The 18,978-nt window shown below is 69.1% G+C and carries 17 protein-coding genes; 13 read left to right on the forward strand and 4 right to left on the reverse strand.

The genetic code is table 11. The features are described from left to right. The first annotated feature begins 102 nt into the window (after positions 1–102). From ACFXHE_RS10055 to ACFXHE_RS10095, 9 genes are all read left to right on the forward strand, one after another. Positions 103–1,161 carry a DNA-directed RNA polymerase subunit alpha gene (locus ACFXHE_RS10055; RefSeq protein ID WP_040855475.1) on the forward strand — a complete coding sequence of 353 codons (1,059 nt, stop codon included), beginning with the start codon at positions 103–105 and terminating at the stop codon, positions 1,159–1,161. Positions 1,162–1,214: 53 nt separating this feature from the next. Then, the gene (gene rplQ / locus ACFXHE_RS10060) at positions 1,215–1,715 is read left to right on the forward strand and encodes a 50S ribosomal protein L17 (protein ID WP_379381714.1); all 501 of its coding nucleotides are present in this window, start codon (positions 1,215–1,217) and stop codon (positions 1,713–1,715) included. Positions 1,716–1,781: 66 nt separating this feature from the next. Next, entirely contained in the window at positions 1,782–2,696 is a 915-nt protein-coding gene (gene truA, locus ACFXHE_RS10065; protein ID WP_379381716.1) for a tRNA pseudouridine(38-40) synthase TruA, read from the forward strand. Positions 2,697–3,000: 304 nt separating this feature from the next. After that, positions 3,001–3,957, forward strand: a complete 957-nt coding sequence (locus tag ACFXHE_RS10070; RefSeq protein ID WP_379381718.1) for a hypothetical protein — start codon at positions 3,001–3,003, stop codon at positions 3,955–3,957. 113 nt (positions 3,958–4,070) lie between these two features. Continuing rightward, positions 4,071–5,036 (forward strand): helix-turn-helix domain-containing protein, encoded by a 966-nt coding sequence (locus tag ACFXHE_RS10075; RefSeq protein WP_379381720.1) that lies wholly within the window; start codon positions 4,071–4,073, stop codon positions 5,034–5,036. Between the two features lie 249 nt (positions 5,037–5,285). Then, positions 5,286–6,266: an AraC family transcriptional regulator gene (locus tag ACFXHE_RS10080; RefSeq protein ID WP_379381722.1), complete on the forward strand. Its 981-nt coding sequence runs from the start codon at positions 5,286–5,288 to the stop codon at positions 6,264–6,266. Positions 6,267–6,349: 83 nt separating this feature from the next. After that, complete coding sequence (locus ACFXHE_RS10085; RefSeq protein ID WP_379381724.1) at positions 6,350–7,204, forward strand: nitrilase-related carbon-nitrogen hydrolase; 855 nt, start codon at positions 6,350–6,352, stop codon at positions 7,202–7,204. 111 nt (positions 7,205–7,315) lie between these two features. Continuing rightward, complete coding sequence (locus ACFXHE_RS10090; RefSeq protein WP_379381726.1) at positions 7,316–8,278, forward strand: helix-turn-helix domain-containing protein; 963 nt, start codon at positions 7,316–7,318, stop codon at positions 8,276–8,278. A 79-nt stretch (positions 8,279–8,357) separates the two neighbouring features. Beyond that, complete coding sequence (locus tag ACFXHE_RS10095) at positions 8,358–9,353, forward strand: nitrilase-related carbon-nitrogen hydrolase (protein WP_379381728.1); 996 nt, start codon at positions 8,358–8,360, stop codon at positions 9,351–9,353. 3 nt (positions 9,354–9,356) lie between these two features. Here ACFXHE_RS10095 and ACFXHE_RS10100 read toward each other — a convergent pair whose 3' ends face one another. Further along, on the reverse strand, positions 9,357–9,626 hold the full coding sequence (locus ACFXHE_RS10100; protein WP_379382092.1) for a metal-sensitive transcriptional regulator: 270 nt from the start codon (positions 9,624–9,626) through the stop codon (positions 9,357–9,359). Between the two features lie 183 nt (positions 9,627–9,809). Between ACFXHE_RS10100 and ACFXHE_RS10105 the strand changes: the two genes are divergently transcribed. The 3 genes from ACFXHE_RS10105 (at position 9,810) to ACFXHE_RS10115 (ending at position 12,665) form a co-directional block, all read left to right on the forward strand. Next, positions 9,810–10,625: an S-methyl-5'-thioadenosine phosphorylase gene (locus tag ACFXHE_RS10105; protein WP_379381730.1), complete on the forward strand. Its 816-nt coding sequence runs from the start codon at positions 9,810–9,812 to the stop codon at positions 10,623–10,625. 192 nt (positions 10,626–10,817) lie between these two features. Further along, positions 10,818–12,077 (forward strand): NAD-dependent epimerase/dehydratase family protein, encoded by a 1,260-nt coding sequence (locus ACFXHE_RS10110; RefSeq protein ID WP_379381732.1) that lies wholly within the window; start codon positions 10,818–10,820, stop codon positions 12,075–12,077. Between the two features lie 24 nt (positions 12,078–12,101). Then, positions 12,102–12,665 (forward strand): NADPH-dependent FMN reductase, encoded by a 564-nt coding sequence (locus ACFXHE_RS10115; RefSeq protein WP_379381733.1) that lies wholly within the window; start codon positions 12,102–12,104, stop codon positions 12,663–12,665. Here ACFXHE_RS10115 and eccE read toward each other — a convergent pair. Beyond that, positions 12,662–14,305 carry a type VII secretion protein EccE gene (gene eccE / locus ACFXHE_RS10120; protein ID WP_379381735.1) on the reverse strand — a complete coding sequence of 548 codons (1,644 nt, stop codon included), beginning with the start codon at positions 14,303–14,305 and terminating at the stop codon, positions 12,662–12,664. The genes ACFXHE_RS10115 and eccE overlap by 4 nt on opposite strands. Before the next feature lie 130 nt (positions 14,306–14,435). Between eccE and eccB the strand changes: the two genes are divergently transcribed. Then, a complete protein-coding gene (gene eccB, locus ACFXHE_RS10125) occupies positions 14,436–15,923 on the forward strand; it encodes a type VII secretion protein EccB (protein ID WP_379381737.1) in 1,488 nt (495 codons plus the stop codon). A gap of 23 nt (positions 15,924–15,946) precedes the next feature. Here the strand turns inward: eccB and mycP are convergent, their stop codons facing one another. Continuing rightward, a complete protein-coding gene (gene mycP / locus ACFXHE_RS10130; RefSeq protein ID WP_379381739.1) occupies positions 15,947–17,428 on the reverse strand; it encodes a type VII secretion-associated serine protease mycosin in 1,482 nt (493 codons plus the stop codon). A 12-nt stretch (positions 17,429–17,440) separates the two neighbouring features. Continuing rightward, positions 17,441–18,901, reverse strand: coding sequence for a type VII secretion integral membrane protein EccD (eccD, locus tag ACFXHE_RS10135; protein ID WP_379381741.1), 1,461 nt, complete (start codon positions 18,899–18,901; stop codon positions 17,441–17,443). Positions 18,902–18,978 lie beyond the last annotated feature (77 nt).

An 18,978-nucleotide genomic window follows, 5' to 3' on the forward strand; every position in this document is an offset into this window, starting at 1 on the left:
TGCGCGTACGCGCGCCGCTGGTTGCGGCCCCGGTGTAACCGCCAGGGCCGCAACAGTTCCCAATCGTGAGCGTCAAATGGTGGGCGCTCGAAGGAGGAAGAAATGCTGATTTCACAGCGACCGACGCTGACCGAAGAGGTCGTGTCCGAGAACCGGTCGCGGTTCACCATCGAACCGCTGGAGCCGGGCTTCGGTTACACCCTCGGCAACTCGCTGCGCCGCACGCTGCTGTCGTCGATTCCTGGTGCCGCTGTCACCAGCATTCGCATCGACGGCGTGCTGCACGAGTTCACCACCGTCCCGGGCGTGAAGGAGGATGTCACCGACATCATCCTGAACCTCAAGGGCCTGGTCGTGTCGTCCGAAGAGGACGAGCCGGTCACCATGTACGTGCGCAAGCAGGGCCCGGGCACCGTCACCGCCGGTGACATCGTCCCCCCGGCGGGCGTGACCGTGCACAACCCGGATATGCACATCGCCACCCTGAACGACAAGGGCAAGCTGGAGATCGAGCTCGTGGTCGAGCGCGGTCGCGGCTACGTCCCGGCCGTGCAGAACAAGGCGTCGGGTGCGGAAATCGGCCGGATTCCGGTTGACTCGATCTACTCGCCGGTTCTCAAGGTGACGTACAAGGTCGAGGCCACCCGTGTCGAGCAGCGCACCGACTTCGACCGGCTCATCCTGGATGTCGAGACCAAGAACTCGATCTCCGCGCGGGATGCGCTGGCGTCGGCGGGCAAGACCCTGGTCGAGCTGTTCGGTCTCGCGCGCGAGCTGAACGTCGAGGCCGAGGGCATCGAGATCGGCCCCTCGCCGGCCGAAGCGGACCACATCGCTTCGTTCGGCCTGCCGATCGAGGACCTGGATCTCACCGTGCGGTCGTACAACTGCCTCAAGCGTGAAGGCGTGCACACCGTCGGCGAGCTGGTCGCCCGCACCGAGTCGGACCTGCTGGACATCCGTAACTTCGGTCAGAAGTCCATCGACGAGGTCAAGGTCAAGCTGCACTCGCTCGGCCTGTCCCTCAAGGATTCTCCGGCTTCCTTCGATCCGTCCTCCGTCGTCGGCTACGACGCGGCCAGCGGCACCTGGAGCGACAGCGGTTCGTTCAGCGACACCGACAACGGCGAGCAGGACTACGCCGAGACCGAACAGCTTTAGGTCATTCGGGGTGTAGCGCCCCGAATCGGCCTTCAACACAGGAGATTCAAACAATGCCCAAGCCCAAGAAGGGTGCCCGCTTCGGCGGGACGGCGTCGCACCAGAAGGCGATCTTCGCCAACCTGGCGACGGCGCTCTTCGAGCACGGTCGCATCACGACCACCGAGGCCAAGGCCAAGGCGCTGCGCCCCTACGCCGAGAAGCTTGTCACCAAGGCGAAGGGCGGCACCCTGGCCGACCGTCGCGAGGTCATGAAGGTGATCCGCTCCAAGGACGTCGTGCACGCCCTGTTCGCGGAGATCGGTCCCTCGTTCGAGGGCCGTGAGGGTGGCTACACCCGCATCATCAAGACCATCCCCCGCAAGGGTGACAACGCTCCGATGGCGATCATCGAGCTGGTCCGCGAGAAGACCGTGACCAACGAGGCCGACCGTGCCCGTCGTGTCGCCGCTTCGCAGAAGGCTGCCGATGCTCCGGCCGAGGCCAAGGCCGAAGAGGCCGTCGCCGAGGCTCCGGCCGAAGAGGCTGCCGCCGAGGACAAGGCCGCGGAGTAAATCCGGTCCTTCGGACTCGACAAGGGGTTTCAGGGGCATCCCCGGAAACCCCGAGGGTGAGATTCCATGAGTGAGCCCGCCGTCCCCTCCGGGTCGGCGGGCTTTCTCCATGTTAACCAGGAGATCGCTGTGACGGTGGAGGATCCGACGCCCGAACCGGTTTCGATTCGGGTACGGCTGGACATCAGTTACGACGGCACCGATTTCACCGGCTGGGCGCGTCAGCCCGGCCTGCGCACCGTGCAGGGCGTGCTGGAGGACGCGCTGAGCAAGGTGCAGCGCGAGCCCATCCAGCTCACCGTGGCCGGGCGCACCGACGCGGGCGTGCACGCGGAAGGTCAAGTCGCGCACTTCGATACGCACACCGAGGTGGACGGCCCCAAGCTGGTGCACCGGCTGGCGCGCTTCCTGCCGAAGGATGTGCGCGTCAAGGCGGCCCGCCTCGCGCCGCCCGAGTTCGACGCCCGCTTCTCCGCCATCCGCCGCCACTACGCCTACCGCCTGACCACGGCTCCCTTTGGCGCGGAACCGCTTCGGGCGCGCAGTGTCGTCCCCTGCCGCCCGGGCCCCGATGTCGAGGCGATGCGTGAGGCGTCCCGAAAACTGTTGGGCCTGCACGATTTCGCCGCGTTCTGCCGCCGCCGTGAGGGCGCGACCACGATCCGCGAACTGCAGCGTTTCGACTGGGTCCAGGAGGGCGACCTGCTGACCGCCTATGTCAGCGCCGACGCCTTCTGCTGGTCCATGGTCCGGAGCCTGGTCGGCGGTGTCCTGGCCGTGGGGGAAGGCCGCCGCACGCCCGCCTGGATCGCCGGTTTGCTGAACGAGCGTGAGCGCTCGAGCTCCGTCACCGTGGCCCCGGCCCACGGCCTGTCGCTGATCGCGGTCGATTACCCGGACGACGCCGACCTGGCCGCGCGCAATGCTCAGACTCGCGAGGTCCGCACCGTTCCCGGCCCCGAAGGTTGCTGCGGCGACTGACTCGTCCTGAACCTGTGTGGCACACGCCAACCAGCCGGCCGAACGCTGACGAGCGACCGCGCTGATGCCGTGTTCCACCAACTGGTGTGCGGTCTCGGCCGTTTCGGGGTTCGGAAGCATCCGAGCACCCGGGCCGGACCACATGCGTCGGCTGCATAGTTCAACCCCCGGTTGGTCGCCGGCGCCGCGTTCGGCCGCACCGTGAGTGGGCACGAAATATAAAGGGCGATCTTCTTTTTGGTTCGGGGGTGCGAAGTTTCGCTTTGCGGTGTGTTGGCCGGGGTACGGGCGGATAGTCCTCGGTATGGGGAAATCGAAGCGGGGCCGCGGGGGTCGAAAGCACAAGGGCGGGCGTGGCGGCGGGCGGCGGCCGGAGCGGGCGCTCGTATCGCACGAGGATGAGTTCGCCCGATTCGATGGACAGGGGTTCGATCTGCGGGAGCCGATCGACCGTGTGCTGGCGGACGCTGCCGAGCTGGGGGACGACACCGATCCCCTGGAGGTCGAATTCCTGGTCGCCGATCTGCTCGCCGGGGACGACGAGGATCTAGGGTTCGCCAAGCTGTTCGGCGCGTGGGCGGTGCTCGTGCTCGAGGAGCGGGCGACCTCGGATGCCTTGGGCACGCTGCGCGCCCTGGCCCGGCTCTCGACCGCCGAGCTGTCGCGTGCGGCGCGAGCCGCGGCGGATCGGCTCGAGGCGCAGGGAGTGAGCGCGCCGGGCTGGTCGGTCCGGTCGGCCGCCCCGCTGCGGGCGGTCGCGTGCACCCGCTCGACTGCCATGGGCGGTTCGGTGCTCGTCGGCAGTTTCGAACGCGCGGACCGCATCCATACCTTCCTGGTCTGGATGCTCCATGACGGTGGGGAGGTCGCGGAGGTCATCGACCTGCTCCCGGGCGATCGGACGGCCGTGGCGCAGCAGTTGGCCGGCGCGGACCTGCCCGGCGTCACGGAGCGGCTGTCGCCGTGGGAGTTTCGCCGGCAGGTGGAGGCGGCGCTGGATCGGCGGGCACGTCGGGAGCGCGCGGCGCTGATGGCGGATCTCGATGTGTTCGACGACCCGGACGACGACGACCCGGAAGCAGATCTGCCGCCGTATGCGCTCGCCGCGACGGTACTGCGTGCGCAGCTGCGGACGATCGATTCGACCGTTCGATGCGGTCCGGCCTGCACTGCGGGCGGGGCGGCGAATTCGATGTCGCATGGAAATGACGGGCATGTGATTGCGGATGGGGGTGTGGGTGAAAGTGCAAGTCCGGGATGAAGATTCGTGGTGCAAGTTGCGGGGAATGGGGAAATTCGGGCGATGTGATGAAAGTTGGATGTTGTTAAGGGAATTCGCGGATCGGGGCGGGCGTGGGGTGCGAGAATCGGGCGATGAGGGGCGGCGTCGAGCCCGCGGTGATGGAGGTTCGGTCCACACCGGAGGTTTCGCAGCAGGAGACTTTCGAGGAATGGGAGGCCGTTGTCGCAGCGGCCTACGTTCCGCTGGTGGTGACACCGGTGCGGTCGGGGGAGTTCCGGGCGCGCATCGTGCAATCGCGATTCGACGGCATCGATGTGTCCATGGTGACGGCCAGCGGTCAGCACCTCAGCCGGATACCGCGGCTCCTCCACGAGCCCGAGGAACCCATTCTGTTCGCCAGCGTGACCACGCACGGGCACGGCTGGCTGGAGCAGGACGGGCGGGTCGGGGAACTCGCCGACGGCGGGCTCACCCTGCACGTCAGTTCCCGGCCCTTCAGCGCGCATTTCGAGCAGTCCTGGGGCGTGGTGGCGGTGCAGGTGCCGCTGGCGGAGGTGGTGGGGGCGTCGGGGGTGCCGGCGGACCGGCTGCCGACCGCGGTGCGCTTCCCGCCCGAGGGGGCGGCCGGCATCGTGGGCCGCTTCTTCTGTGGCCTGGCGCAATTGCAGTACACCGCACCGGACCAGGCGGCGGTGCTGGCCAAACACGGTACGGGACTGATCGCTTCGGTGGTGCAGCTGGCGGCGGGTGACCTGCCGCGCGACGAACCCGCGCAGACGCTGGCCAAACAGCGGGCGCTGGCGTTCATCCAACTCCATTACGCCGACCCGGAACTCACCATCGATCAGGTGGCCGGCGCCTGCGCGGTGTCACGCCGCACCCTGTACCGGTTGTTCGAGCACGGCGAGGACGGTGTGGCGGCCATGCTCCGGCGCATGCGGGTCGAGCGGGCCCTGGCCCTGATCCGCACCGATCCGACTCGGCCGCTGCTGTCCGTGGGCCGGGCATCGGGCTTCGTGTCCGAGCGGCAGTTCTATCGGGCCTTCAAACGCGAGATGGGGATGACCCCTGGCGAATTCCGGTCGAGTCATGCCTGATCAGGAGGTGTGTTGGGGCTGACGTCAATTGGCAGTGATCTGGCACGCCCGGGCAGTCACAGCGGCCCGGCGGATGGGAATACTGGTGAGGCGCCGCCCGGTCGCCGCCTTCGAGCCGCCGGCGACCGGGCAGGCGGCCTATCCGGATCGGCTTGATTACCAGGACAATCCGGACGACTGGTCCGTTTTGTCGCATCGGTCGGCTTCATTCGCAGTTTCCCGGCGTTCGGTAGTGGAATGATGCACGGTGTGGGTATTGCGTCCACTGCCAGCGCCGAAGTCCGTACGACCTCAGAGGTTTCCGCGCGGCAGGCATTCGAGCAGTGGGAGGCCATCGTGGCCGACGCGGTGCTGCCGTCGATCTGTGAGCCGCTCGGCAAGGGGCAGTGGCACGGCAAGCTGCGCTTCACCCAGTTCGATCACTCCAGTCTCACCATGATGACCTCCAGCGCGCAGCGGGTGGTGCGTAACAAGCGCCAGCTCGATCAGGCCGCCGGGGACTTCCTGCTGGTGAACATTGTTGTGGAGGGCGCGAACTGGACCGAACAGAACGGCCGGGTCACTGAGGGCGGGGCCGGGACCATCGCCTTCTACGACAGCGCCCGCCCGATCGAGAGCCGCACCACCGAGGACGCGGTGTCCACGATCGTGCGCGCGCCCATGAGCGCGGTGCTCGATCATGCCGGGCTGGTGCGCGACGAGCTACCGATTGCCAAGGCGCTACCCGCCACCGGCGCGATGGGCGTGGTGGTCGACTTCTTCCGCGGCATGGCGGCCCTCCCGGTCAAGGAAACCGACCGGGCCGCGCATGCCCTCGAATCGCAGATCACGGCCATGCTCTCCTCGGCGGTGCTGCTGGCCAACGGGCAGAACTCACCGGCGCCGGCCGATTCGCTCTACACGCGCCAGCAGGTGCTGTCGGTGCTGCGCCAGCGCTATACCGATCCGGATCTGACCGTCGATGAGGTGGCGCACGCCTGCCTGGTATCGCGCCGCACGCTCTACCGGGTGTGCGAGGACATCGGCGGCCCCGCCGCACTGGTGCGCCGCATGCGGGTCGAGCATGCCCAGCGACTGTTGCGGGCCGACCCGGCCCGGCCGCTCTCGGCGATTGCTTCGGCTTCCGGATTTGCCACCGATCGCCATTTCTACCGCGCATTTCGCCAGGAAACCGGGGTGACACCCGGTCAATTTCGGTCACAACTGGACGCAGGCACGCGCGGTCGGTAGCCCGGCACAGTATGTCGCTGTGACCGGTTCACGTTCGGCGAAGGGTGATTGCACATCATCCGATACCCGTCGAAGGAGCCGACGTGCCGACCAAGGTGCGAGTCGCAGCCGTCCAAGCCGAGCCACGATGGCTGGATCTGCGTGCCGGTGTCCAGCAGACCATCGAGTTGATCGAAGACGCGGCCGCGGGTGGCGCGCAGCTGGTGGCCTTCCCGGAGACCTTCCTGCCCGGATATCCGTGGTGGTTGTGGTTGGAATCGGTGAGCTGGGGACAGGGGTTCTTCGCGCGGTATCGCACGCATTCGATGACGGTGGGCCGCACCGAGTTCCGGCGTATCGCCGACGCGGCGCGGCGACATCGCATTCACGTGCTGCTCGGCTTCAGCGAGCGCAGTGCCAGTGCGCTCTACATGTCGCAGTGCCTCATCGATGATCGCGGGGTACTGCTCGGAATCCGTCGCAAGCCCGAGCTGACGCCGCTGGAGCACAAGATCTTCCGCAGTGGCGAGCCGGGCGAGTCGCAGGTCTTCCGCACCAGCATCGGCCGCATCGCGGTGCAGGGCGGCTCCGAGCAGTTGCATCTGCCGGCGCGGCGGGAGTTGGAGCGCACCGGCGCGCAGATCCACGTGGTGTCCTGGCCGGGGTTCATCGTGGCGCGAGACGTGGATTGGGGTGTGCGCGTGAACAATGCGGCCACGCTCTGGTACGCGGTGGTCGGGCAGTTGAACGTGATCGCGGCATGTGCGGTGATGGATGTGGCGGGCGGTGAGAGCCGCCGGGGATCGGAGCCGGCCAAGCAGCTGGTACCCGGGCCGGGCGGGCATGCGCGCATCTTCGCGCCGGGCGGCGAGGAACTGGCGTCGCCGCTGGCCGGGCACGAACAGGGTTTGCTGTACGCCGATCTGGAACTGGACCTGAGTTTCGAGTCCGCGGCCTAGTGGTATCACTGCGTACCGCTCCGGGGTATTGGCTCGAATTCCCCTGATCTGACACACTCTCCCGAGTATTCGGCCGTACATGGGCCGACCATTGTCATCGAGGGATGGGGAGTGGAACGGTCAGAAGCGGTCGATCGGATCGAGGTGCGGTCCGGACCGGAGCAGTCGGCGGCGGAGGCATTCGAGCGCTGGGAAGCTCACGTGAGCGATGCCTATGTGCCATTGGCGGTTTCACCAAAACCGACCGATCGTTTTGTTGGCTATATCGAACACGCTCGATATGGCGACCTCGATCTGACCGTCGCCGGATCCTCCACTCAGTTCATCCGCCGCACCGATCGGCTGATAGCGCAGGCGAATGACGAGTATCTGATCGCGAGTATTCCGCTTTCGGGTCACGCGCGCTTGCAACAGGACGGCCGCGTAGCCGATGTCCGTCCCGGCTCGATCGTGTTCTACGACACCACTCGTCCCTATCAGTGGGACCTGCAGCAGGAGTGGGAACAGGTCGTGGTGCAGGTCCCGCTGAGCCGGCTGCGCGATCACTACGGCGTTTCCGATCCCGAAGTACCCACGGCCACCGTGTTTTCCAGCGGAACCGCGCCGGGAATCGTGGCGCAATTCTTCCGGGGTGTCGCGGGATTGCAGCGCACCGATCCGGCCGGGGCGGCACTGCTGGCCGAACCCGGGATGGATCTGCTGGCGGCGGCGGTGATCGCGGCGTCCGGGCGCACTCCGCACGACCAGTCCGCGGATGCCCTGAATCGGCAGCGGGTGCTGGCCTTCATGCGCAGCAACTGTGCGGATCCGGATCTCGGAGTCGATCGAATCGCCGAGGGCTGCCGCATGTCGCGGCGTACTCTCTACCGGGTATTCGGCGAGTTCGAGGGTGGACCGGGAACGGTACTGCGCCGCATGCGAATCGAACGTGCTTGCGACCTACTACGAAATGCGCCACAGTTGCCGCTTTCGGCCGTTGCGAAAGCGGCGGGATTCCTCACCGAGCGTAGTTTCTACCGAAGCTTCCGATTGGAAATGGGCACGACTCCGGGGGCTTTTCGTACCCTGGCATGATCAGTCGGTGATTCGGCACTCGTCGCCATTGTTTAGCCGGAAACTCTTGGCAAGCATCACGTTCCATGAGGGAACAGCGATGAGGATTACGGTGCGAGTCGCCGCCGTCCAGGCCGAACCCAGCTGGCTACGGCTGTCCGACGGCGTGGAACAGGTCGTCGAACTGATCCGAGCAGCAGCGACGCAGGGCGCCCGGCTGATCGCATTCCCGGAGGCGTTTCTCCCGGGATATCCCTGGTGGCGCTGGATCGATACCAATCAGTGGAATGTCGAATACTCGACTCGGTGCCGCGAGAATTCGATGACTCGGGACGGCGTGGAAATGCGCGCGATCACCGGGGCCGCCGCCGCGCACGGCATTCACGTCGTCCTCGGATTCGGTGAACGGCAGGATCGGCGAATCTATATGTCGCAGGCCGTAATCGACGATTCCGGCGAGTTGCTGTCCGTACGCCGCAAGGCCGGGTTGAACAGCGTGGAACGCAAGATATTCGCCTCCGGAACTCCGAATCTGCCTGCGGTGCACCACACTCCGATCGGCAAGTACGGCGCGCTGTCCGGGCAGGAGAACCAGCGGCCGCTGCTCACCCGTGCGCTACGCGCCGACGAGGAGCAGATCCATGTGGCCGCCTGGCCCGGTAGTCCGTACACCGATGCGGCAGGGCCGGATTCGAGCATCACGGTCAGCCGGATGTACGCGCTGGAGGTCGGCGCCTTCGTGGTCGCGCCCACCGCGGTGGTGGGGGAGTCGGCGTTCGACGGTATGGGCGGCGCCTCTCGGATCGGCGGTCCCACCGGCCGCGCCCGCATCTACGCCGCGGACGGTAGCGAAGTGGTGACCCCGCTCGAGGACGGCGAGGAGGGCATTCTCTACGCCGATCTGGACCTGGACGCCGGCAGTGGCGACACCCAGAAGCGCGACTCCGTCCCGGCCGCGCGTGGCCGCAAGGACCGCGACCCCGTCCCTGTCCGCCGCGGGTCCCGTCGGGTCGCCTCCGGCTGGCAGTCCGGCCCGGACCGCTGGGCGCTGCCCGTGTCCCTGGGTACGTATCCCGGCGGCATCGCCGCCTGCTGAGGGCTAGCTCCGCACCAGGCGGGCGATGGCGTCGGTGGCTTCCTTGATCTTGGCCTCGGCCTCGGGGCCGCCGGCGACGGCCGCGTCGACCACGCAGTGGCTGATGTGATCCTCGAGCAGGCCCATGGCGACGGCCTGCAGGGCCTTGGTCATGGCCGAGACCTGGGTGAGGATGTCGATGCAGTACTTCTCCTCGTCGACCATGCGCTGCAGGCCGCGGGCCTGGCCTTCGATGCGGCGCAGGCGCTTGAGGTAGTCGTCCTTGGCGGTGATGTAGCCGTGGGTGGCGTGGTCGTGGCAGGCCTCGGCGGCTTCGGCGGGCGCAGCCGGGTCTGTGGTCGCGGTCTTGTCGTTGGTCACCTGCGCTGTCCTCACTCCCGGGCGTTAATACCCCCCTAGGGTACATGGTTTGCCCTGGTCCCACCACTCGTGCGCGCATGCGCGAGAATCGTGGGCATGAGTGAGGATCCACGGGCAACGCTCGCCATCATTGGAGGCAGCGGGTTCTACGACTTCTTCGGCGATGATGCGACCACGGTCGAGGTCGAAACCCCCTACGGCGCGCCCAGCGCGCCCATCACCATCGGTCAGGTGGAGGGGCGGGCGGTGGCGTTCCTGCCGCGGCACGGCCGCAAACACGAGTTCTCGCCGCACACCGTGCCCTACCGAGCCAATGTGTGGGCCCTGCGTTCGCTGGGCGTGCGCCGCATCTTCGGCCCGTGCGCGGTCGGCAGTCTGCGCGCCGACTGGGGCCCGGGCACCGTGTCGGTGCCGGACCAGCTGGTCGACCGCACCTCCGGTCGCGCCCAGACCTTCTACGACACCGGCGGGGTGCACGTGGCCTTCGCGGACCCGTACTGCGAGGAGCTGCGTTCGGCGGCGATCGGCGCCCTGGGCGACGAGCTGCCCGCGCACGATCACGGCACCATGGTCGTGGTGGAGGGCCCGCGCTTCTCCACCCGCGCCGAGAGCCGCTGGTACGCCGGGCAGGGCTGGGCGCTGGTCAACATGACCGGGCACCCGGAGGCCGTGCTCGCCCGTGAGCTCGAAATGTGCTACGCCGCAATCGCTCTCGTGACCGACCTGGACGCGGGCCTGGAGACCGGTGAGGGCGTCAGCGCCGCGGCCGTCTTCGCCGAGTTCGAGCGCAACCTGGTGCCGTTCAAGGCGCTGGTGCGCCGCGCCGTCGCCGCCGTCGATGGCGACGACACCTGCGACAAGTGCCGCGTGCTGACGGGCACCGGCGTGCAGCTGCCCTTCGAGCTGCCCTGATCGACTCCCGGCTCGGATCGCCGCCCGAGCGACCGGGGCACCGCGTTGTGCCCCGAGGTGCGCCGTTGCACCTGCTCGTGGCGGCATCCGCAGGATCGGTGGTCTTTCCGGAATGCCCATGAACAAATAGGTAGTCGGGTTACAGATTTCGCTGGATGTGGCTATTTCCGCCCGCTCGCCTAGGCTGGATCCATGAATGCGGGCGGTTCCGGTCCCCTGCGCGTCCTGCTGACCGGCGCGGCGGGCTATCTGGGCTCCCATGTGCACCGCGCTCTGCTGGCGGCCGGTCACGAGGTCGTCGCGATCGATGCGCTGCTCGAGAGCGTGCACGGTGCGAATGCCGCTGGCCCCGAGGATGTTTCCCGCCTCGATGTCCGTGATCAGGACGCGCTCGAACCCCTGCTCGCCGATATCGACGTGGTCTGCCACCTGGCGGCGGCGGTGCCGCTGCCGCAGCTGCGGGGCGCGATCGAGCTGGTGCCCGCCGACTCCTCGAATCTCGCGGCCCCTCAGGACGTTCCGCATCTGCGCCGCGCCTCGATGGACGGGCAGCGCGGCCGCGACGATGCCGCCCACGGCGCCGGTTCGTGCGTGCGCGCCCCGCTCGGCGCCGACCGGGCCGGCGCGGCGCGGCCGGGCGCGGAGGGCATGCGCTGGGCTGCGCTCTACGGTGCGCACAATGACGTGGGCACGGCCGTCCTGCTGGCCGCCATGGAGCGGGCGGGGGTGCCGCGGCTGGTGCTCGGGTCCTCGGTGGCCGTGTACGGCGAGGGCCGGTATCGGGGCGTGCGCAGCGGGCCGTTCTATCCGGGTCTGCGGCGGCGCGGTGACCTGGATCGGGGATTGTTCGATCATCGCGCGCCGCGGTCGGGGGAGGTGCTGACCTGGGAGCCGATGGGGGAGGACGCACCGCTGCGGCCCCGGAGCGCCTATGCGGCAAGCAAAGTCGCGCAGGAGCACTACGCGCTGGCGTGGGTTGCCAATACCGGCGGGGATGCCGCGGTGCTGCGGTATCACCAGCTCTATGGCGAACCGGTGGCGGACGGCCGCAGGGTGCGGTCGGCGGAATCCGGTGTGGTGGCGCGCTTTCGGGCCGAACTGGTGGCGGGCCGCCCGCCGCAGGTGTTCGAAGACGGCGGTCAGGTGCGGGATTTCGTGCATGTGCGGGACGCGGCGGTGGCCACCGTTGCGGCCGTGGAACGCCGGCTGCCCGGTTTCGTGCCGTTGAACATCGCCTCGGGGCGGCCGCTCACGCTGTGGGAGGTGGCCTCGGCCATGGCCAAGGCGGTGGACGGGCCGACCCCGGTGGTGACGGGGCAGTGCCGCGTCACCGATATCCGCCATATCGTCGCGCATCCGGAAAGAGCCCGGCACGCGCTGGATTTCACCGCGCGCACCGAGCCCGCCAAGGGGCTGGCAGACTATGCCGCGCGCGGGATCGGGCGGCGCTGACCGCCCAGCCGATAGGCTCCCGGCATGGACACCCCGCTGCGGCTCGAGGTCATCATCGCCAGTGTGCGTCCCCAGCGGTTCGCGCCGGTGGTCGCGGACTGGTTCCTGCGCCGCGCCCGCGCCGACGCGGATTTCGAGGTGGGCGTCATCGACCTCCTCGACACCCCGCTACCGCTGAACCTCACGGATTCCCCCGAGGTGCAGGCGTTCCGGCAGCGGATCGGGGCCGCGGATGCGTTCGTGGCCGTCACCTCCGAGTACAACCACGGCTACCCGGCCTCGCTGAAGACCGCATTCGACAGCGTCAAGCGCGAATGGCGCGGCAAGCCCATCGGTTTCGTCAGCTATGGCGGTCTGTCGGGCGGGTTGCGCGCGGTCGAACAGCTGCGGCAGGTGGTCGCCGAGATCCATATGGTCTCCATCCGCGAGACCGTGAGTTTCCATGAGGCCAAACGCAAGTTCGACGCCGAGGGCGAGACCCGGGACGGCGCGGCCATCGACGCCGCCGATCGCATGCTGCGGCAGCTCGCCTGGTGGGCGGCGGCGTTGCGCACCGCCCGTGCCGCGGATCCGTATCCGGGCAGCTAGCGCGCGAGCGCGCCGGCGGCGCGGGGCTGTCCGATGTAGGTGGACTCGCGGGGGATGGAGACCAGGGTCAGGGGCACCTCGGTGGTTCCGGTGCGCAGGACGATCCGGTTGCCGGCGGCGGTGGGCTGGTGGATGGACAGGTCGGGTCTGGTGCCGGGCCAGCCGAGCGGGTCTCCGGTGAGGTAGATGGTGGTGACGCCGGCGTGGGGCGCGGGGGCCAGGACACCGTCCACCAGGGTCGCGGTGAAATCGGCGTCGGATTGGTGGGTTTCGACGGCTACGGTGAGGCGTTCGGGATTGCCGATGGTGGTGACCAGCTGCTGCCAGGCCTCGGGGCGGTCGGTGCGGATGAGGATGCGTTCGCCGACGGCCAGGGCGCGGAAGACGATCTGCTGGGCGAGATAGAGCTCCCCCGCCAGATGGACGCTCGAAATACCCTGCCCGACAAGGCGGATGGCGACGCCGTTGCCGTCGTCGTCGGAGCCGAGCAGCTGGCCGCATCCGGCGGAGGGCAGCTGCAGGGCCTCGATGCCGGCGATGTCGCGGATCTCGGTGGGCACGGTGTCGTCCAGGCCCGGTACGGCGAAGGGGAGATGCGCGAGCAGCCCCTCCCGGTGGCGGCCGTTCATGGAGATCATGTGCTGCTGCACCGGTTCCACGGGCAGCTCCCGGGCGGTGAGCCGCCAGGCCGCGCCGATGCGCACCGTGTCGGCGCAGCGGCCCGGGCGCAGCCGCACGGCCACCGTGGTGCCGCGTGAGGCGGGCACCCACAGCTGGGCGAGCAGATCGGAGGCCAGCTGCCGGGGATCCACGGCAGCACCGATGTTCACGCCGTTGCCGAGTTCGGCGTAGCGCCAGCGCTGGGTGAGCGCGCCCGGATCGACGCCCGCGGTGACCTGCAAGGCGGCCTGCCGGATCTCGGGCGCGGTGAGCAGCCGGGCCGAGCAGTCGGCGTCCTCGAGGGTGCGCATGATGCGCTGGGTGGCGATGGTGACCGCCCGGCACGCGCCGGTCAGCCCGCCGCCGCGCCGGGCTGCGGCCTCGGGGCAGGCGATCGGGTCGAAGGCGATGGCCAGCCATACCGTGCGGTGCGCGGTGGCGGGCAGCGGGCCGAGCAGGGTGTCGTAGATCGCGCCCGCGGGTGTGCCGGAGCGGCTGCGGAAGCCGTGCGAGACGATGTCGATGCCGGACAGCAGAATGTCGTGCCGGCTCAGGCTTTTCGCGAGTTCCGGCAGTGGCAGCAGGTGGGTGGACTGCACGGTGCGGCGCCCGAGCCGGGTCAGTCCGCCCCTGGGCGCGAGCACCTCGACGACCGCCACCACGCGGTGGTCGTCGAGGTAGAGCCCGAGCGAGCGCCCGTCGGGGGCGAGGAAATCGATGAGGTCGGCGGGCGGGTGGCCGCGCCGGGTGCGGAAGCGGCCGCCGGTGGCGATCCAGTCGGAAACGGCGCGTTTGCCAAGGGGTAACAGAAGAACCAGACCGACCACTATGCCGAGAGTGAGTGCGCCCCACCATGTCAGCCCGCACGGTATGCCGAGGACCAGAACGACCAGTCCGGCAACCTGGGCCCAGATCAGGTTCGCGAGGGAGATCCGGCCGAGCAAAGGCCGCGTCGCCGTCTCCCCGGATTCGATCGTCATCGTCGGTCCCCGGCTCCCCGATATCGGCCGCGCGCGCTGCCCGAGTGCGCCCGCGCGGCGGCCGAGTACGAATGAATGTCCTTGTCAATGTACTGTGTTCGGCGAATGCACCGACTCGCCGGGGACTTGAATGCCTTCGAAACCCACGACCCGATGGCAGGTGAGCGGCTATCGCTTCCTGGTCCGTCGTATGGAGCACGCCCTGGTTCGCCGGGACGTGCGAATGCTGCACGATCCCATGCGTTCACAGTCGCGGGCGTACGCCGCCGGACTCGTCCTCGCGTGTGTCGCGCTGGCGGGTTGCGGAGTGTTGGCTCTGCTGCGGCCGCAGGACCGGATCGGGTCCAACAAGATCCTCATAGGCAAGGACTCCGGCGCGGTCTACGTGGTGCTCGGCAATGTGGTCCATCCGGCGCTGAACCTGGCCTCGGCGCGGCTGGCCGCCGGCGACGCGGTCAAGCCCGCGACCGTGCAGGAGTCCGAGCTGGCCGAGAAGCCGCGCGGGCAGCTGATCGGCATACCGGGAGCGCCGACCTCCTTGAACTTCACCGGCGGCGACGGTCGCAGCTGGATGGTGTGCGACATGCTGTCCAATGACGGCAGCCGCTCTCTCACCACCTCGGTGCTGGCCGGCGATACGGGCCGGGCGGACAAGGCATCTCCCATGGCGTCCGGCACGGCGCTGCTGGTGCAGGGCCGGGACCACACCTACCTGATCTACGACGATCGGCGCGCCCGGATCGATCTGGACGATCGGGCCGTGGTCGATGCCCTCGATCTGCGCGGCCGGACCCCGCGCCCGATCAGCGACGGATTGCTGAACGCGATTCCCGAAGTGCCGCCGCTGGTTCCGCCGCGCATCGAGAATGTCGGCGCCGCACCGGATTACCCGCTCGGCGACCACCGGATCGGCGATGTGGTGCAGGTGCGGACCGACGGCAAGTACTACGTGGTGCTGCCCGACGGCCTGCAGCCGGTCTCGGTGCTGACCGCCGACATCATCCGGAATGCCCACCGAGCCGGCGCCGCCGACGACTACATCGCGCAGGCCGACCGCACCGGCGCGCCGGTCTCCTCGGCGCTGCAGGTGTCGAAGTATCCGGACCGGGCTCCGGTCCTGGTGGACGGCAAGGACCAGCCCGTCGACTGCCTCTCGTGGAAACCGGTTGGTTCCGCCGATGCATCCGATGGCAGCAGGCACGCCGAGCTGGCCGTGCTCACCGGGCACGCGGTCCCGATTCCCGACCGCGCCAGGCTGGTTCCGCTGGCGCAGGCCGACGGCAGCGGCCCGAATGTGGACAGCTTCTATATGACCCCGGGCTCGGGGGCGTACGTGCAGTCCACCGGTATCGAGCCGGACAGCCAGCGCCACGACAGCCTGTTCTTCGTGTCCGACTATGGAGTGCGGTTCGGGATCAAGAATCTGGATTCCGCCGAGGCACTGGGCATGGATCCGGAGCGGGTGCGGCCGGAATCGGTGCCATGGCAGATTCTCGGATTGCTCGCGCCCGGACCGACTCTCAGCCGGGAAGCGGCCATGGTCGCCCACGACGGGGTCGCGGCCGATCCGAATCCCGCCAGGGAGCCGGTGAAAACCCCAGCGCCGAACGGGAACTGAGCTCAGGCCGCGGTCTCACCGAGTCAGGCGTCGGTATCGCGCACGCCGAACCAGCGGCGCAGCGGGAACGAGGCCAGAAAGCCGAGCACCAGCAGCAGTGCGACGACGCCGGTGCCGATCAGGGCGACATTGCGCGGTGTGCGGTCGGGTGCGGGCGGCGGCGTGGGCGGGGCGAGCTGCCGATTCCGCGGCCCGGCGGGACGCTTGGGTGGCAGGCTGTTTCGCACCTGGGCGGTGAGCGCAGCCACGGGATCGACTGTGCCGTAACCGATGGCCGGATTCCAGCCCTCGCCCGGCGCGTGCGCGGTAGCCTCGATGCGCTCGATGACCTCGGCGGCGCGCATATCCGGGTAGCGGGCCCGCACCAGCGCGGCCACGCCCGAGACCTGCGGTGCGGCGAAACTCGTTCCGCTGTAGGGGACGACCTGGCCCTGATTGGTCACCTTGGCCGTGGTGAGCCCGGTGTTGCGGGGATCCAGCGAGACGATGTTCTCGCCCGGCGCGGCCACCCCCACCCACGGCCCGGGGACGGTGAACTTCGACGGCTGACCGAAGGCGTCCACCGAGCCGACCGACAGCACATAGGCGTCCCACCAGGCCGGCACCACATACGACGTGACGTGATCCCACGGATCGTCGGCAGGGTGCAGGGGATCCAGGCCCGGATTGCTCGCCTTGCAGGTATCGGTATTGCCCGCCGAAGCCACGATGACCACGTCCTTCTCGACGGCCGCGTACTGCACCGCCGCGCCCAGCGCGCCCATTTCCGCGCCCATTTCCGCGCTGGCGGGCTCGGTGGTGGGGCAGGCGACCAGGGAGATATTGATGACCCGCGCGCCCGCGTCGGCGGCCCGGCGCAGCGCCGCGGCGAGCGCGGAGATCTTGCCGTAGCCGTCGGGCATATCGTCGGGGCCCTTCTCCCGGCCCGCGCCCTTGGTTTGGTACAGCGCGCTGGTCTGGCGGACGGTCATGATCCGCGCCTCGGGCGCGACCCCGGCGAAGCCCTGGCCGCCGACCTCGGAAGCAGCGATCAGGCCCGCCACGATGGTGCCGTGGGCGTCGCAGTCCTCGGTGCCGTCGCCACCCGCGGCCACATAGTCGCCGCCGGGAATCAGGCCGGGCAGTCGCGGGTGCGGGGACACCCCGGTATCGATTACTGCCACCAATTGCCCTGCGCCCCGGGAGAATTGCCACGCATCGGGGAGGTCGAGGGTGCGCTGGGCGGGCGGAATGGTCGGCCCGCCACCGCCCGCCTGGGTGCTGGAGCACGGCGAGTTCGCGGGGTGTTCGGTCTCGGTCGGCGGCACGGCCGGACCGCCGGGAGGCAGTAGGCCCGCGTCGATGGGCGGCGGCCGGTCCGCGACCGCGACACCCGGCCCGGCTCCCGTTCCGACTGCCGCACCGAGCGCCAGGACCGCCGAGGCCGCCGCGACCCGCAATCCCCGCACGCCGGGAGCCGCCGCGCGATCGCGGGAACCGTTGGCGCTCAGTGCTTTATCCGGCATGGCCGCCGACGATCACAGTCCGCGTACGAGGGCGTAGAGATCGGTCACCCAGAAGGCGAGCGGCACCACGGCTGCCACGAAGCCGTACTCGAGCAGTTCCACCGCCCGCCGCACGGGCGGGGTCGCCTGCCGGCGGGGCACGATGATGCCGAGGACCAGCGCCGCGGTGAACAGCACCAGTGCCACACCGAAAATCGTGAGTGGCTGTCGCTGGGTGAGGGCCGCGCCGAGGAGCACCAGCAGCACGATGGCGGTGCCGCCCGCGATCAGGACCACGGCTTGTTCCGCGCCCGCATAGGTGCGGCTGCGGAACATCAGCACCACGGCGCATACCAGCGCGAGGGCCAGGCCCGGCCAGTACGGGGTGCCGGCGTTCGGATTCACGGCGGCGACCGCCCCAACCACCACCACCGCGGTGGTCGCCGCGACCAATCCGGCCAGATAGTCGCGCGCCCGTTCGGATTTCGCCCGCAAGACCTCCATGGTGGGCAGGGCGCGATGGTCGTCGGGGTCGTCCTCGGTGGGGTCGATCGGGGTGCCGGGTGCGGGGACGGGCGGCAGCGGCAGCTTGGCCAGCAGCATGGAAAGCCTTGGGGCCAGGGACAATCCGGCCAGGCCCAGCGCCGCCGCGGCGGCGCCGATGGCGTGCACGGGCAGATCCGTCAGCAGGCCCACCAGCGTCGCGGGGATGGCGAAGACCGCCAGCGCGGTCGCGCCGATGAACAGGCCCAGCCCCACGCCGCTCAGCCGCCAGGCCAGCATCGCGGTGGCCCCGGTCAAGACCGCGCCCAATAACGCGTTGGCCCAGCCGTAGTGGCTCGGCACGAACAGCAGGCCCGCGCTGAATGCAGTGGGCAGTGCGCAGCCGCCCAGCACCAGCGCGCTCGCGCGGTCGCGGTACACGCGGCTGAGCACCGTGCTCGCGGTGACCAGCAGCAGGGTGACGACGGTGGCCACGATGGCGCTCACCCAGCCGGGAAAGGCGGCGGGCGCGGCCAGCAGGCCGAGGCAGCCGGTCAGCATGATGGCCACCGCCAGCGCCGATCCGGTCAGCCGGGCCGTGCGCGGCGTCCAGCCGCGGAAGTGGTCGGCGTCGGCGATGGCGACATCGTCCATGATGTCGTCGAAAAGCGGTGTGGGCGCGATGTGTTCGGCGCTCTCCAGCATGAGCAGTTCCCCGTCGCGCACGCCCTGCTCGGCCAGGCTCAGGGAGTTGGAGAAGGGCGGCTGCCCGACACGGGCCAGCACCCACTCGTGCGGCTCGAACGGTTCGCCGTCGTGGTCGAAGTCATTGACGCGATTGTGCTGATCGACCATGTCGACCACGCTCGGGATGACCAGTGCCACCGGCACATCGACGGGAATGGCCATGTCGACCTGAGTGTGCTTGGCCAGAACGGTGACTCGCGCCAGATCGGGCGCGCGGACCGTGCCGCGGAGTTCCTTGAGGTGATCGGTCCGCGACTGCGCCACGCCCGCACTGTACGGCATGATGGTTGCCGTTCGTACACTGAGCCGCAATTCAATTCGAATTCGTGGGGGACTTTCCG

Origin of the sequence: Nocardia sp. NPDC059229 (assembly GCF_042754165.1) — a bacterium.
Lineage (GTDB): Bacteria > Actinomycetota > Actinomycetes > Mycobacteriales > Mycobacteriaceae > Nocardia.

Excerpts from the sequence above, each read along its gene's own strand:
- ACFXHE_RS10095 (WP_379381728.1), top strand. The coding sequence starts at position 8,358 with ATGAGGATTACGGTGCGAGTCGCCGCCGTCCAGGCCGAACCCAGCTGG.
- truA (WP_379381716.1), top strand. The coding sequence starts at position 1,782 with ATGAGTGAGCCCGCCGTCCCCTCCGGGTCGGCGGGCTTTCTCCATGTT.
- rplQ (WP_379381714.1), top strand. The coding sequence starts at position 1,215 with ATGCCCAAGCCCAAGAAGGGTGCCCGCTTCGGCGGGACGGCGTCGCAC.
- ACFXHE_RS10075 (WP_379381720.1), top strand. The coding sequence starts at position 4,071 with ATGAGGGGCGGCGTCGAGCCCGCGGTGATGGAGGTTCGGTCCACACCG.
- eccE (WP_379381735.1), bottom strand. The coding sequence starts at position 14,305 with ATGACGATCGAATCCGGGGAGACGGCGACGCGGCCTTTGCTCGGCCGG.
- ACFXHE_RS10110 (WP_379381732.1), top strand. The coding sequence starts at position 10,818 with ATGAATGCGGGCGGTTCCGGTCCCCTGCGCGTCCTGCTGACCGGCGCG.
- ACFXHE_RS10105 (WP_379381730.1), top strand. The coding sequence starts at position 9,810 with ATGAGTGAGGATCCACGGGCAACGCTCGCCATCATTGGAGGCAGCGGG.
- mycP (WP_379381739.1), bottom strand. The coding sequence starts at position 17,428 with ATGCCGGATAAAGCACTGAGCGCCAACGGTTCCCGCGATCGCGCGGCG.
- ACFXHE_RS10055 (WP_040855475.1), top strand. The coding sequence starts at position 103 with ATGCTGATTTCACAGCGACCGACGCTGACCGAAGAGGTCGTGTCCGAG.
- ACFXHE_RS10115 (WP_379381733.1), top strand. The coding sequence starts at position 12,102 with ATGGACACCCCGCTGCGGCTCGAGGTCATCATCGCCAGTGTGCGTCCC.
- ACFXHE_RS10070 (WP_379381718.1), top strand. The coding sequence starts at position 3,001 with ATGGGGAAATCGAAGCGGGGCCGCGGGGGTCGAAAGCACAAGGGCGGG.
- eccB (WP_379381737.1), top strand. The coding sequence starts at position 14,436 with ATGCCTTCGAAACCCACGACCCGATGGCAGGTGAGCGGCTATCGCTTC.